Origin of the sequence: Bacillus rhizoplanae (assembly GCF_917563915.1) — a bacterium.
Classification (GTDB): Bacteria; Bacillota; Bacilli; order Bacillales; family Bacillaceae_G; genus Bacillus_A; species Bacillus_A rhizoplanae.
On sequence record NZ_CAKJTI010000001.1, the window covers coordinates 86,654 to 100,770 of the forward strand.

General features: G+C 36.5%; 15 protein-coding genes. 10 read left to right on the forward strand and 5 right to left on the reverse strand.

The features are described from left to right. The first annotated feature begins 165 nt into the window (after positions 1-165). From LRP84_RS00500 to LRP84_RS00510, 3 genes are all read left to right on the forward strand, one after another. On the forward strand, positions 166-897 hold the full coding sequence (locus tag LRP84_RS00500) for a segregation/condensation protein A (RefSeq protein WP_230573285.1): 732 nt from the start codon (positions 166-168) through the stop codon (positions 895-897). Between the two features lie 88 nt (positions 898-985). After that, a complete protein-coding gene (scpB, locus tag LRP84_RS00505; protein ID WP_230573286.1) occupies positions 986-1,558 on the forward strand; it encodes an SMC-Scp complex subunit ScpB in 573 nt (190 codons plus the stop codon). Between the two features lie 77 nt (positions 1,559-1,635). Next, the gene (locus LRP84_RS00510; protein WP_230573287.1) at positions 1,636-2,538 is read left to right on the forward strand and encodes a ComEC/Rec2 family competence protein; all 903 of its coding nucleotides are present in this window, start codon (positions 1,636-1,638) and stop codon (positions 2,536-2,538) included. Between the two features lie 58 nt (positions 2,539-2,596). Here the strand turns inward: LRP84_RS00510 and LRP84_RS00515 are convergent, their stop codons facing one another. Beyond that, complete coding sequence (locus LRP84_RS00515) at positions 2,597-3,073, reverse strand: hypothetical protein (RefSeq protein WP_230573288.1); 477 nt, start codon at positions 3,071-3,073, stop codon at positions 2,597-2,599. A gap of 190 nt (positions 3,074-3,263) precedes the next feature. Between LRP84_RS00515 and nagA the strand changes: the two genes are divergently transcribed. The 3 genes from nagA to phnF are packed head-to-tail and all read left to right on the forward strand — an operon-like array spanning position 3,264 to position 5,856. Beyond that, the gene (nagA, locus tag LRP84_RS00520; protein ID WP_230573561.1) at positions 3,264-4,406 is read left to right on the forward strand and encodes an N-acetylglucosamine-6-phosphate deacetylase; all 1,143 of its coding nucleotides are present in this window, start codon (positions 3,264-3,266) and stop codon (positions 4,404-4,406) included. Then, entirely contained in the window at positions 4,407-5,204 is a 798-nt protein-coding gene (locus LRP84_RS00525; protein ID WP_230573289.1) for a glucosamine-6-phosphate deaminase, read from the forward strand. After that, the gene (phnF, locus tag LRP84_RS00530) at positions 5,125-5,856 is read left to right on the forward strand and encodes a phosphonate metabolism transcriptional regulator PhnF (protein WP_335379601.1); all 732 of its coding nucleotides are present in this window, start codon (positions 5,125-5,127) and stop codon (positions 5,854-5,856) included. The genes LRP84_RS00525 and phnF overlap by 80 nt, the downstream gene beginning before the upstream one ends. A gap of 128 nt (positions 5,857-5,984) precedes the next feature. Here phnF and LRP84_RS00535 read toward each other — a convergent pair whose 3' ends face one another. Beyond that, a complete protein-coding gene (locus tag LRP84_RS00535) occupies positions 5,985-6,803 on the reverse strand; it encodes an HAD family hydrolase (protein ID WP_230573291.1) in 819 nt (272 codons plus the stop codon). A 165-nt stretch (positions 6,804-6,968) separates the two neighbouring features. Between LRP84_RS00535 and glcT the strand changes: the two genes are divergently transcribed. The 4 genes from glcT (at position 6,969) to ptsP (ending at position 12,325) form a co-directional block, all read left to right on the forward strand. After that, complete coding sequence (gene glcT, locus LRP84_RS00540) at positions 6,969-7,817, forward strand: glucose PTS transporter transcription antiterminator GlcT (protein ID WP_230573292.1); 849 nt, start codon at positions 6,969-6,971, stop codon at positions 7,815-7,817. 335 nt (positions 7,818-8,152) lie between these two features. Then, positions 8,153-10,213, forward strand: coding sequence for a glucose-specific PTS transporter subunit IIBC (ptsG, locus tag LRP84_RS00545; RefSeq protein WP_230573293.1), 2,061 nt, complete (start codon positions 8,153-8,155; stop codon positions 10,211-10,213). A 136-nt stretch (positions 10,214-10,349) separates the two neighbouring features. Next, complete coding sequence (gene ptsH, locus LRP84_RS00550) at positions 10,350-10,613, forward strand: phosphocarrier protein HPr (RefSeq protein ID WP_020059386.1); 264 nt, start codon at positions 10,350-10,352, stop codon at positions 10,611-10,613. Beyond that, positions 10,613-12,325 (forward strand): phosphoenolpyruvate--protein phosphotransferase, encoded by a 1,713-nt coding sequence (gene ptsP, locus LRP84_RS00555; RefSeq protein WP_230573294.1) that lies wholly within the window; start codon positions 10,613-10,615, stop codon positions 12,323-12,325. The genes ptsH and ptsP overlap by 1 nt, the downstream gene beginning before the upstream one ends. Positions 12,326-12,490: 165 nt before the next feature. On the opposite strand, the gene LRP84_RS00560 is transcribed toward ptsP, so the two are convergent. The 3 genes from LRP84_RS00560 to LRP84_RS00570 all read right to left on the reverse strand — a co-directional run bounded on the left by LRP84_RS00560 (position 12,491) and on the right by LRP84_RS00570 (position 14,082). Then, entirely contained in the window at positions 12,491-12,799 is a 309-nt protein-coding gene (locus LRP84_RS00560) for a DUF3915 family protein (protein ID WP_230573295.1), read from the reverse strand. A gap of 224 nt (positions 12,800-13,023) precedes the next feature. After that, on the reverse strand, positions 13,024-13,242 hold the full coding sequence (locus LRP84_RS00565) for a hypothetical protein (protein ID WP_230573296.1): 219 nt from the start codon (positions 13,240-13,242) through the stop codon (positions 13,024-13,026). 222 nt (positions 13,243-13,464) lie between these two features. Then, positions 13,465-14,082, reverse strand: coding sequence for a nitroreductase family protein (locus tag LRP84_RS00570; RefSeq protein ID WP_230573297.1), 618 nt, complete (start codon positions 14,080-14,082; stop codon positions 13,465-13,467). Between the last annotated feature and the right edge of the window lie 35 nt (positions 14,083-14,117).

The window sequence follows — 14,117 nt, forward strand, 5'->3', positions numbered from 1 at the left end:
TAACCTCCTACAATGTGTACTCATTACACTGCTATCATATGAACGGGATAGGCATTGTGGCCTAGGTATACGTCTATTTTTGATTAAATTTTTGAAAAAGGTTGGATAGTGTATGAGTATGTTCTATACTTATGGAGTGACAGAAAAAATGTGGTGGGATGATTTGTGCAATATAATTTTAAAGTTGAGGCATTTGAAGGCCCTTTAGATTTGTTATTACATCTAATTAATCGTTATGAAATTGATATATATAACATTCCTGTAGCGGAAATCACAGAACAATATTTATCATATATCCATGCGATGAAAGAATTACAGCTTGATGTTGCAAGTGAATATTTAGTTATGGCCGCGACGCTATTACAAATTAAAAGTAAAATGTTGCTTCCAAAGCATGAAGAAGATGTACAGGATAGCAGTGAAGAATTTATAGAAGATCCTCGGCAAGAGTTAATGGAACGTCTAATTGAGTATAAGAAATATAAGCAAGTTGTTACCCAATTAAAAGAAAAAGAGCAAGAACGAGCACAGCTATATACACGTCCTCCTCTTGATTTTATGATGTTTCAAAAAGAGGATGATGAAAAGCTGCCGATTGATGTTACGCTATATGATATGCTGGCAGCATTTCAAAAGCTAATGCGTCGAAAGAAAATACAGCGTCCGGTAACAGCTACAGTTGCTCGGCAAGAAATTCCAATTGAACAACGAATGGGTGATGTTTTAAAACAGTTAGAAATGGCAGGAGGTCGTCAAAGTTTTTATGATTTATTTGCAGATGATGACCGGGAAATGGTTGTTGTTACATTTTTAGCAATTTTAGAGCTTATGAAACATCAGCAAATTTTCATTGAACAAGAGCATAATTTTGATGAAATCTTTTTATTGAAACCATAGTTGTACTGTTTGACCGAACGCAATATATTGTTGTTCGGTCTTTATGACGTATACGGATACAAAGAATGTGAGAAAGGAGCTTTTATCGTTGGATAGACAAGAACAAAAGGCAGTTATAGAAGGGCTGCTGTTTGTAGCAGGAGATGAAGGGATTTATCCGGAGCAAATCTCAAAAGTGTTAGAGATAGAAGTGAAAGCTGTAATAAAGCTTGTAGAGGAACTACAGACGGAATATGAGCAATTGCACCGAGGTTTGCAAATTGTTCAATTTGCAAAGGTGTATCGTTTTACAACGAAAAAAGAACATGCCTCGTATTATCAAAAATTGATGGATGCACCAACAGCTACATCTTTATCGCAAGCAGCATTAGAGACATTAGCAATTGTTGCTTATCGCCAGCCAATTACGAGAACGGAAATCGAGGAGATTCGCGGTGTAAAAACAGATCGCGCTTTGCAAACGCTTGTTTCTCATTTGTTAATTAAAGAAGTAGGGCGTGTAGAAGGACCAGGCCGTCCCATTCTATACGGCACAACAAAAGAATTTTTAGATACATTTGCATTACAAACATTAGATGAATTACCTGCTCTGTCAGAAGAAGGCGAAGGAATGAATGAAGCGGATTTATTCTTTGGTTCTTTACAAGAAATTTCGAAGTGAAAGCTTGGCATTTTGCCAAGCTTTTTTGTATATGAAATGAAAGCTGCGTCATACTAAATAGAAAAAGGAGAAGGTGTATGAAAGATGTGCGTATCGCTCTTTTTCTATTTTCAACTGTTTTATGTATAACTTTAAATAGTGCATCCCCTATACGTCAGCATACTTCTATACATACGGTTTCTTCCTTTTCAAGTCAACGTACGCATTTAGGTAAGATGACTGTAAATTTTTTAAGAGTTGGGCAAGGAGATGCAACAATTATTTCTTTACCGAACGGGAAAACAATTTTAATTGATGGTGGACCGTATGAAGCTGGGGAGCCTATTATTGATACATTAATTAAAAAAGGGATTAAACGTTTAGATGTTGTCATTAGCACACATCCTGACATGGATCATATCGGGGGATTAATTCCAATTATTGAACAAATGCCGGTTTCACTTGTGTTAGATAGTGGAAAACTATATAGTTCATTTACATATCACACGTACATAAGAAGTATTAAAAAAAGAGGAGTGCCGTTTTTAAGTGTAAAAGAAGGGCAATATATCCCTCTGGACCCTCATATTTCTATTCAAGTGTTAAACGATGGGAAAGCGAAACGAGAAAATAATGAATCGTCTATTGTATTGAAAATTCGTTATGGTAAGGCTGATTTTTTATTTATGGGAGATGCAGATACACATACAGAAGAAGAAATGATAAAACAATATGATATGCATGCAGATGTATTAAAAGTTGGTCATCATGGCTCGTATACGTCAACGAGTGAAAAGTTTATAACAGCTGTTGCACCGCAGTTTGCTGTTATCTCATATGATAAAAAGAATCCGTATGGTCATCCACATCGAAGTGTGATGAAACGGTTATATCGGCATGGCATCGCCGTATATACTACCGTAAAACATGATGTTGAAATTGAGACAGATGGTGAGCGTATTGTTATTCAGCATCAGTTACCTTTACCATTGTTAAAATAGTGTATGTATATCTCATTTCAGCATTGAGATATATAAGCTGCTGAAATTACAAATATAGTTAATTACGTTTATATACAGTAGCGTTCCAAAGCTTTTCTTGATATCCGTTCAATAAAATATCTAAATCATGCATAATACGATGCATTTCTACAAGTGTAGTTGCTCTTCTTTCTTCACGGGCTTGTTTCGTGTAAGAAACAATATTTTGGAAGTCTTTTTGTAAAGCCCCTTCAACTGCCGGTGTGTACTGCAAGAATTGTTCTTCAATTTGTTTTAAAGCAGCATCATGCTCAGTCCATAAAGAAGAGGAAGGGGTCCAGTTTTTATATTGATCATAACAGACCAACTTGTTTAGCAATTCATGCTGTTCGTGAATTGATTTGTAAATAGCTGCAGTTTGTGCATCCTTTGGAGGTTCTGGAGGTGATGTAACTTGTTTAGATATATTCATTTTCGCCATCATATAATAAGACCCAGAGCCGATCAGAACTACTGTTACAAAGATAATACATGAAATAATTGTTGACTTTTTCATAAAATTGTTAACCTCTCCTTTTGAATAAAAAATACTATATATTATAATTAGAGAAGAAAAAGAAATTACCTTTTTCTTATATTAAAAATTCACCCATAATGTATAGACAACTACTCGTGTATATATTATGATGAAAATAGGCAAATAGGTAATAATACAAGTAGTATTATATGGGAAAGGATCGATGGAAATGAAAACGCAAGTTGTCATCAATGCCAAAATTTATACAGGTCATGAAGTGCTAGAAAACGGTTTTATTCGTTACACAGATCAAATTCACGAACTGGGATTGATGGCTCAGTATGTACCAAAAGAAAATGAAGAGATTCATGATATAAAAGGGAATCTTGTAATTCCAGGAATGATTGATATTCATATTCACGGTGGATACAATATTGATGCAATGGATGCAAATAGCGACGGATTAGTAACTCTCGGCAAACAGATGTTACAAGAAGGAGTTACAACTTTTTTTCCAACAACAATGACACAGTCTCCTGAAGCAATTGAAGCGGCTCTAAGTGCTGCAAAAGAAGCGAAGGGAAAAGGTGCGCATTTTGAATATATTCATTTAGAAGGCCCGTACGTTTCAAAAAAACGTGCAGGTGCACAGCCGCTTGAGTACATTGTTCCTGCAAATATTGAACAATTTAAACAATGGCAAGAAGCAAGCGGAAATTTAATTAAACTGGTAACATACGCTCCTGAAGAAGAAGGTGCGCGTGAATTTGAACAACACCTTGCGGAAACTGGGGTTATCGGTACGATCGGACATACAGATGCAACTGATGAGCAATTAACAGGTAGAAATATTACACATGCAACTCACCTTTATAATCAAATGCGTGGTTTGCATCATCGTGAGCCGGGTGTAGTTGGTCATGTGTTATTAAACCCAGATGTAATGGTTGAAGTGATTACAGATGGTATTCATATTCATCCGGATATGGTGAAATTGGCATATAAATTAAAAGGACCTAAAAAAGTGAGTGTCATTACAGATGCGATGCGTGCAAAAGGTTTAGCAGATGGATTATATGAACTTGGTGGACAACCGGTTATTGTAAAAAATGGCAGTGCGCGATTAGAAGATGGCACATTAGCAGGCAGCATTTTAACGATGGATCAAGCGTTTCGTAACGTGATTGCGTTTACTGGATGTTCTGTTGAAGAAGCAGTTCTTATGACATCAATTAATCAAGCTGAAGAGTTTGGATTAGTAAATAAGGGTGCTTTAGAAACAGGAAAAAATGCGGATTTTGTTATTATGTCTAAAGATTTATATGTACAAGATACAGTTCGATTAGGAGCTCATATGAAAGAGGGGAAATAAATGAATATCGTTGTTGTAAAAACTCCAGAAGCATTAGCGGAAGCTGGTTATAAATTAATTGAACAAGTTGTAAAATTAAAAGAAAATCCAGTGCTAGGAATGGCTACAGGAAGCTCTCCATTGGGAATTTACGCATTAATGAGAAAAAATAAACTTGATACAAGCTGTGTAACCACTGTAAACTTAGATGAGTACGTAAATTTACCACATGAAGACAAAAACAGCTATCATTACTTTATGCAAGAACAGTTGTTTGATCATCTTCCATTTAAAGAAACTTATGTACCAAATGGAATGGCAGGCGATTTACAAGAGGAATGTAAACGTTATGAAAGCATTATTGATGCCAATCCAGTTGATTTGCAAATTCTTGGAATCGGTGAAAACGGTCACATCGGATTTAATGAGCCGGGAACATCATTTGATTCTGCAACTAACATTGTTGAGTTAACAGAATCTACCCGTCAAGCAAACCGTCGTTTCTTCGAAAAAGAAGAAGATGTGCCAACTCATGCAATTACAATGGGAATTGGTAGCATTATGAAAGCGAAACAAATTTTACTTGTTGTTTCTGGCTTGAAAAAAGCAGAAGCGATGAAGGAAATGCTACAAGGGAACATAAACGAAGGTTGTCCGGCTACGGTTTTACAACGTCATCCAAATGTAACCGTAATCGCAGATCAAGAAGCTCTATCTTTATGCAGTGAGGCGATTGCTGATGAACATCGACAAGTATTCACCATTTCCGATCTATTATCAGATTCAAGAGTGGGTGAAGCAACTAATGGAAGCCGGTGAATGGAAGCCGGGAGATAAAATTCCATCTGAAAATGAATTATGTGATAAGTTTGAAGTAAGTCGAATGACAATCAGACAGGCAATTAATAATTTAGTTGAACAAGGATATTTATATCGAAAGCGTGGAATTGGAACTTTTGTACAACTTCCGAAAGTTGAACAAAAGTTACAAGGCATGACTGGATTTACGGAGGATATGCTCTCTCGTGGAATGAAACCTAGTAGTGCGCTATTAAGCTTTCAACTTGTTCCGGCTACTGCTAAAGTAGCAGACAGGCTTAGAATTCAAGAGGGAGAATCAGTTTACGAAGTGAGACGTATTCGCTTAGCTGACGAGGAACCAATTGCGTTTGAGACAACGTATTTGTCACCATCTCTTGTAAAAGATATTAATGAAGAAATTTTGCAGCAATCATTGTATGAGCACCTAGAAAAAAAACTAGGCTTTAAGCTAGTTCGTGCTACGCAATCTATTGAAGCATCTATTGCAACGGATGAAGAGGCTGCGCATCTTCATATTCCGAAGAAAGCACCTGTGCTTGTAATGAGACAATGGTCGTATGCAGAAGGTGAGTTGCCGCTGGAATACGTAAAGTGTATTTACAGAGGAGATCGTTATAAGTTTATTACAAATATTTCACGCAATAAGTAGAACATAATGTTTTATGTAGTGAAATAAAGTGAAACTTCCACCAGTGGGGGCATCCTGCACTGATTGAAAGCTCTCACCAATCGGGCTTTTATTGCCCGCGAATAGCGGGATAAAAATACGACTCATCCTTATAAGGAGTGAGTCGTATTTTTATATACTTCATTATTATACTGAAGAACATATTGAATCGCATCTTTAACAGAAGGAACAGTATGAGTTGCGTGTTGTCTGACTTCATCATCTGCATCTGCCATCGCAAAGCTATGAGGTGTTAAAGCAAACATTGGGATATCATTGTAGGAATCACCAATACAAGCTATTTCATTAGGCTGAATGTTAAATTCCTCTAATAAGACAGAAATAGCAGACCCTTTACTAATGTTAGGTGGCATAACATCTAAACACTGCTCGGCAGAAATAAAGGTGCTTACTTTCCCTTTAAAACTTTCATTAATTTGCTTTTGAAGAGTAACTAAATCGTCTTTCGTACCCCCAACTGAAATTTTATTTGGGAAAATTGTTTTATCGATTTTTTCGAGCAAATTTGGTTCTGCAACGGAAGTCATTTTTACTTGCTTTTCGAGCTCATGAATAAACGGTGTTTTTTCCTCAATATAATAATTATATTCATCACTTACATAACGAAAGAATGGTTCTTTATTTGTTATAGACAACAGCTCTGGTAAAATAGTAGAATCAAATGTTGCTGATAACAATTGTTTATTTTCGTGTGTATATACAAATACACCATTCACACTAATACGATGAAAGTTCATGTCAACTTTGTCCATTAACTCGGCAATTTCATTATCAAGTCTTCCGGAAGCGAAACAAAGGATTATATTTTGGTCAGCAAGGCTACGCAGTGCATCTATATCTTGTTCATCGATTACACCTCCGTGTTGCATCATTGTGCCATCAATATCGCTTATGAACATTTTAATCATGGTGCTGCTCCTTTCTACTAGACGTTTATCTTTACATTATACGCATCTCATACAATCATGTCTAAAAAACGACATTTTCAAAATGGTAGATGTTTTACATTGACGAAAAATAAGATTGTTCTGTAACATGAAAGAAGACCTTTTTACGCGCAAGGGTGGTGTTGTATGAATAATTGTCTCGAAATTAAAAAAGTTTTAAATAATAATGTTATTATTGCGGCCCATCCAGAACATGAAGAAGTAGTTGTCATTGGAAAAGGAATTGGGTTTGGCAAAAAAGCAAAAGAAATGTTACAAGTAGAACAGATTGAAAAAATGTTTGTGTTAACAAATGAACGTGAGCGTGAACAATATAAACTTCTTGTTCCGCATGTGAGCGAGAAGTTAATTGAATTGATGAATGATCTTATGTTTTATATTCAAGATCGAGTAGATACACCGTTAAATGAGCATATTCATATTGCTTTAACAGATCATATTGCTTTTGCGATTAAGCGATTAAAGCAAGGATTTACAGTAGACAATCCATTTTTAGTAGAAACAAAAGTACTGTATCCAAATGAATATAAAATTGCAGAGGAAGTTGTAGAATTAATTAACGCTCGTTTAAATATTCATCTTCCAGAAGGGGAGATTGGATTTATTGCATTGCATATTTATAGCTCTATTACAAACTCTGAAGTGTCTTCTATTAATCAAAATTCTAGATTGATTGCTCATCTCGTCTCTTTAATTGAAGAAAATTTACAAATCGTGTTAGACAAAGAGAGCATTCATTATTTACGTCTTGTTCGGCATTTGCAATACGCGATTGAACGTGTGAAAAATGGTGAACAAGTGGAAGAATCACAACATCTTGCAGACCTTTTAAAAGCCGAATTTCCAGAGTGCTATAATTTGGCGTGGAAACTTGTCAAAGTAATGCAAAAGGAATTGCAACTGCCCGTGTATGAAGCAGAATCGATTTATTTAACGATGCACTTACAGCGTTTAGTGAAGGTAGAAAAAACGTAGAAATTGTTTAATTTTGTCGAAAATGTAAACGTTAAAAAAAGTTGTTGAATCGCTTACATGACTTATGTATAATAATCTTACAGAAAGTTATTATTTTCGACAAATGTTGCGCATCGATAAACGGAAACGTTTGCGTGAATTGAATATCGCACTTATTTCATTACGATTCGACACGTGTTACTGATTCGATCAGGCATGAGTGAAGAAGAGGTTGGAATGGTAGCTGTTGAAAGGGACATACTACTCCTTGATAGCTATTTTCTACCTTTTTTTAACTCATGCCTTTTTGCATTTGCCGAAAGTAAAAATAAAAAAGAAAGGGAGGAAGAATCCAAATGTTTAAAAAGATTTTTGGTGTTCTTCAAAAAGTCGGAAAAGCATTGATGCTTCCAGTTGCTATCCTTCCGGCGGCAGGTATTTTACTTGGATTTGGTAATGCATTTCAAAATCCACAGTTAACAAATTTAATCCCTGCTTTAAAAGCAGACTGGTTTGTTCTAGTTGCAAAAATTATGGAACAATCTGGTGATATTATTTTCGCAAACCTTGCATTATTATTCGCAGTAGGGGTTGCCATCGGGTTATCAAACGGAGACGGAGTAGCTGGATTAGCAGCCTTCGTTGGATATTTAATTATGAATAAAACGATGAGCGTCTTCTTAGGAGTAGACAAATTCGTTACAATTGTAAGTGATAAAGTTCCAGTTAAAACTGGTTTTACAGATCCAGCTTATGCAAATGTATTAGGCATTCCAACGCTTCAAACAGGAGTGTTTGGTGGTATTATTGTCGGGATATTAGCGGCATATTGCTATAACAAATACTACAACATCGAATTGCCATCATATTTAGGATTCTTTGCCGGTAAACGTTTCGTACCAATTGCAACAGCAACATTCTCTGTACTTTTAGGGATTGTAATGTGCTTTGTTTGGCCACCAATTCAAGGTGCTTTAAATACGTTTTCACATCAAATGATTGATGCAAATAAAACGTTAGCAGCATTTATGTTTGGTTTGATTGAGCGGTCTTTAATTCCGTTTGGGCTACATCATATTTTCTATGCGCCGTTCTGGTTTGAGTTTGGTTCATATACAAATTCGGCGGGTGAAATTATTCACGGTGACCAAAAGATTTTCATGGCACAATTAAAAGATGGTGTTACATTAACAGCTGGTACATTTACAACAGGTAAATATCCGTTCATGATGTTCGGTCTTCCAGCAGCAGCATTAGCAATGTATCATGAAGCACGTCCGGAAAACAAAAAAATGGCAGCTGGTATTTTAGGGTCTGCTGCGTTAACATCTTTCTTAACAGGTATTACAGAACCGATTGAGTTCTCATTCTTATTCGTGGCACCTGTATTATTTGGAATACATGCAGTATTTGCTGGTTTATCATTTATGACTATGCAACTTTTAAACGTTAAAATCGGGATGACATTCTCCGGTGGTTTAATTGACTTTATGTTATTTGGTGTCTTACCAGGCCGTACCGCATGGTGGTGGGTAATTATTGTTGGTCTTGCATTAGCAGTGATTTACTACTTCGGATTCCGTTTTGCAATTCGCAAATGGGATTTAAAAACACCAGGTCGTGAAGTAGTAGAAGAGGTTGAAGGAGCAGGAAAAGTAGAAGCAGGCGAGCTTCCAGGTGAAATTTTAGTAGCGTTTGGCGGAAAAGAAAACATCGCTTCTTTAGATGCTTGTATTACACGTTTACGCGTTCAAGTAAAAGATCAAAAAGATGTAAATAAAGATCGTTTAAAAGAGCTTGGAGCAGCAGGTGTTCTTGAAGTTGGTAACAATATTCAAGCGATTTTCGGACCAAAATCTGATACGTTAAAATCACAAATTCAAGATATTATGGCAGGTCGTGCAGTGCATGTTGAAAAAGAAGCACCTGCGAAAGTGAAAGAGCCTGTACAAAAAGCGGATACAAATGAAGTGATTGCTATTCCGATCGAAGGTAAAATTTTACCGATTACAGAAGTACCAGACCAAGTATTTTCTGGAAAAATGATGGGAGATGGCTTTGCAATCGAACCAACAGAAGGTACAGTAGTCTCTCCAGTAAATGGCGAAATTGTGAACGTATTCCCAACAAAGCATGCAATCGGTATTCAATCAGAAGGCGGAAAAGAAATTTTAATTCACTTCGGTATTGATACGGTGAAATTGAATGGAGAAGGCTTTGAAGCGCTAGTTTCTCAAGGTGATAAAGTAACGCAAGGCCAGCCTTTATTAAAAGTAGATATAGCATTTGTAAAAGAAAATGCGCCTTCTATTATTACGCCAATTGTTTTCACAAACTTACAAGAAGGACAGAAAGTTGAAATCAAAAAGCAAGATAATGTCCAAAAAGGTGAAACAAACGTTATTGATATTCAGTAAAATTTAGACGCAAAATGTTTATAATTATAATAGGCGATGTAGTTGACCGAGCATCGCCTATTATATACAATAGAAAGTGTAGTACTCACGTCTATACAACTTAAAATATACTGTAGTTTAAAGGAGATAGATCATTATGGAAAAAATCTTTAAAGTAACTAGCGACTCAGGAATTCATGCTCGTCCAGCAACTTTACTTGTAAACACGGCAAGCAAATTTGGTGCTGATATTAACTTAGAATATAACGGCAAAACTGTAAACTTAAAATCAATCATGGGTGTTATGTCTTTAGGTATTCAACAAGGCGCAGAAATCAAAATCACTGCAAATGGTGATGATGCAGCTCAAGCAGTAGCAGCTATCGAAGAAACTATGAAAAACGAAGGATTAGGAGAATAATGATTCTTAACATTAAAGGGATCGCCGCGTCAAGTGGTATTGCAATTGCAAAGGCGTTCCGTCTAGAAAATCCTGAATTTAATATTGCAAAGAAATCGATTACGGATGAAGCTGCGGAAATCGCACGCTTAGAAGCTGCGCTTGAGAAATCAAAGTCTGAATTAGAGGCAATTAAAAATCATGCTTTTGCTGAGCTTGGAGCTGATAAAGCGGCTATCTTTGAAGCACATTTACTAGTATTAAATGATCCAGAACTAGTAAACCCAGTAAAAGATAAAGTGAAAAACGAAAAAGTAAACGCTGAATTTGCGATGGATGAAGTTGCATCAATGTTCATTACTATGTTTGAGAGTATGGATAATGAGTATATGAAAGAACGTGCAGCGGATATTCGCGACGTGACAAAGCGTGTTATTGCACACTTACTTGGAATTAACTTCTCAAACCCAAGTACAATCTCCGAAGAAGTAATCATCATCGCAGAAGATTTAACACCGTCTGATACAGCACAATTAAATCGTAAATATGCAAAAGGTTTCACAACTGATATTGGTGGACGTACATCTCACTCTGCAATTATGGCTCGTTCAATGGAAATCCCAGCTGTTGTTGGGACAAAAGTTGTTATGGAGCAAATTCAAAACGGTGACATCGTAATCATCGACGGTTTAGATGGAGAAGTAATTGTAAACCCATCTGAAGAGACTCTTCGTGTTTATGAAGAAAAGAAAGCACAATTTGAAGAGCAAAAAGCAGAATGGGCAAAATTAAAGAATGAAGCAACAGTTACGGCAGATGGTCATCACGTTGAGCTTGTAGCAAACATCGGTACACCAAAAGATGTAAAAGGTATTATTGACAACGGCGGTGAAGGCGTCGGTCTATATCGTACAGAATTCTTGTACATGGGCCGTGACAACCTTCCAACAGAAGAAGAGCAATTTGAAGCATACAAAGCTGTTCTTGAAGGTGTAGGAGAAGGTCAGCCGGTTGTTGTTCGTACACTTGACATTGGTGGCGATAAAGAGCTTCCATACTTACATTTACCAAAAGAAATGAACCCGTTCTTAGGCTACCGTGCAATTCGCTTATGCTTAGAAGAACAAGATATCTTCCGTACACAATTACGTGCATTACTTCGTGCGAGTGTATACGGTAATTTAAAAATTATGTTCCCGATGATTGCAACTCTTGATGAATTCCGTCAAGCGAAAGCAATTTTATTAGAAGAAAAAGAAAAACTTGTGCAAGCTGGTACAGTTGTGTCTGATAGCATTGAAGTTGGTATGATGGTAGAAATCCCAGCTTCCGCGGTGTTAGCTGATCAATTTGCAAAAGAAGTAGATTTCTTCTCTATTGGAACAAATGATTTAATTCAATACACAATGGCAGCAGATCGTATGAATGAACGCGTATCTTACCTATACCAACCATATAACCCAGCAATTTTACGTCTTGTAAAAATGGTTATTGATGCAGCTCATAAAGAAGGGAAATGGGCTGGTATGTGCGGTGAGATGGCAGGGGATGCTCTAGCAATTCCGTTATTAGTTGGATTAGGATTAGATGAGTTTAGCATGAGTGCAACATCTATTCTTCCAGCAAGAACACAAATTCGTAAGCTTTCAAAAGCACAAATGAAAGAGTTAGCACAAAAAGCTTTAAATATGTCAACTGCTGAAGAAGTAGTAGAACTTGTAAAAAGCATTTAATGAAAAAAACCTGAGCTGAATGAAATCGGCCTCAGGTTTTTTTATACAGTAAACATTTTTTAGTTGATACGAATTGGTTTCGAACTAATCGGGTTCTTACTGTCCATAAATGCGGGGTAAATAAAACCAGGAAAGCAACAGCTTTCCTGGTGGTAATGACTTCTATTAGAAAACGATAGCTACAACATCATGTGGGCAAACACGTAATAAACCTCCACCAGGTATACTACCTCCTGAGAAAAGTGCTACGCCATTTGAGAAGCCTTCAAATCTAACGTTGGTGAAAGTACCATTATCTCTAATTGTTAATAGAGTAATTAAAGTACCGACAGTAATATTTCTAAGAACATTGCATAAACGAGATCTATGATCATCATCGTGTTTTATGTGGTGATGGTGATCGCGATCGCGATCGCGTCGATGACAGTCATCGCGTCGATGACAGTCATCGTGAAATCCAAAACATCCGAACATAATTCTCACCCCCTTCACATTAATAAGATATGCTTTAGGTACATGCTTTGCTTGGACACAGTAAAGAATTTTTTTAGATTTTTTCCTATTTTATAGGAAAAGAATAAGTTTTTTAGGTAGAATGTTGTTATTCTCCTTATAACATATGAAAAGAGGGAAATGAGAGTTTGGACAAAAATCTGATATGAATATAAAAAAGACTGCCCCTTTTTTAAAGGCAGTCTTTATATTTTTTTGCTTTTATATAAAACAATGATATATACAGGAAGTGCTAATAGTAGTGGTGCAACGGAGCGAGCAGCATGCTGACCAATTTCGGACTGAAGCGCTGTTTCTTTTGAAAACTGTAGCATCGCAATATTTGTCATATCTCCAACGAAGTATAGAAGTAGTACTGTGACTAGATAGCACAATATTGCGATAAAGCTTCCAGATAAATTCAACGAAAATCCCTCACTTGTTATCAATTTGTTACTATTGTATCATAATTGTAACAAAAAATCATCTTTAGATTACAGTCTGCTATTCCTAGGTAGTTATCCCCTCTTAATATTTAGAGAGAAGTGAAGAAAATAGATGGAGAATAGCTGCTGTCACGTGCCTGGTTGGTGAGAGCTTTCCGTTAGTGAGAGATGAAAAAAACCTCCACTAATGGAGGTTTCACTTTATTTTGCCCATTCTGTTACTTGTTCTACGCTCATGCGTGGTGCTGGGTGCCCCTCTAATGTAGATTCACCAATTGTAATTAACATAATTGGAAGGTAGCGAGAAGACAGGTTAAACTCTTCCATTAATGCTTGCGGGTTAAAACCTCCGATTGCACATGTATCCCAACCAGTTGCTTTTGCTGCAAGCATAAGTTGCATTGCTGCTAAAGAGGCATTAGAGAATGCGGCATCGCGTGGGTATTGTTCACGTTGATATGCACTTTCAATATTTTGTGCCAAACGATTTTTTGCTTCTTCTTGCATAAGTCCTTGTTCTACAAGTGGACCGTATACAGCATCAACATTTTTATATGCTTCTAAGTCACCTAATATAGCGACAACTGCAGATGCATCAAGAATTTGTTGTTGATTATATGCGATTGGATGCAAGCGGCGTTGTACATCTTCTCCTTGGAATACAAGGAATTTCCAGTGTTGTAAATTCCATGCCGATGGTGCTTGGCCAGCAGCTTTTAAAATATCATATAGTTCCTCTTTTGAAATCTCTTTTTCAGGGTTGAAAGCACGATTAGATGTACGTTCGTATAAAACAGTAAAGAAATCTTGCTGTGTCATCATAATTCCTCCAAGCTTTGTTTCTATTTGTAAAT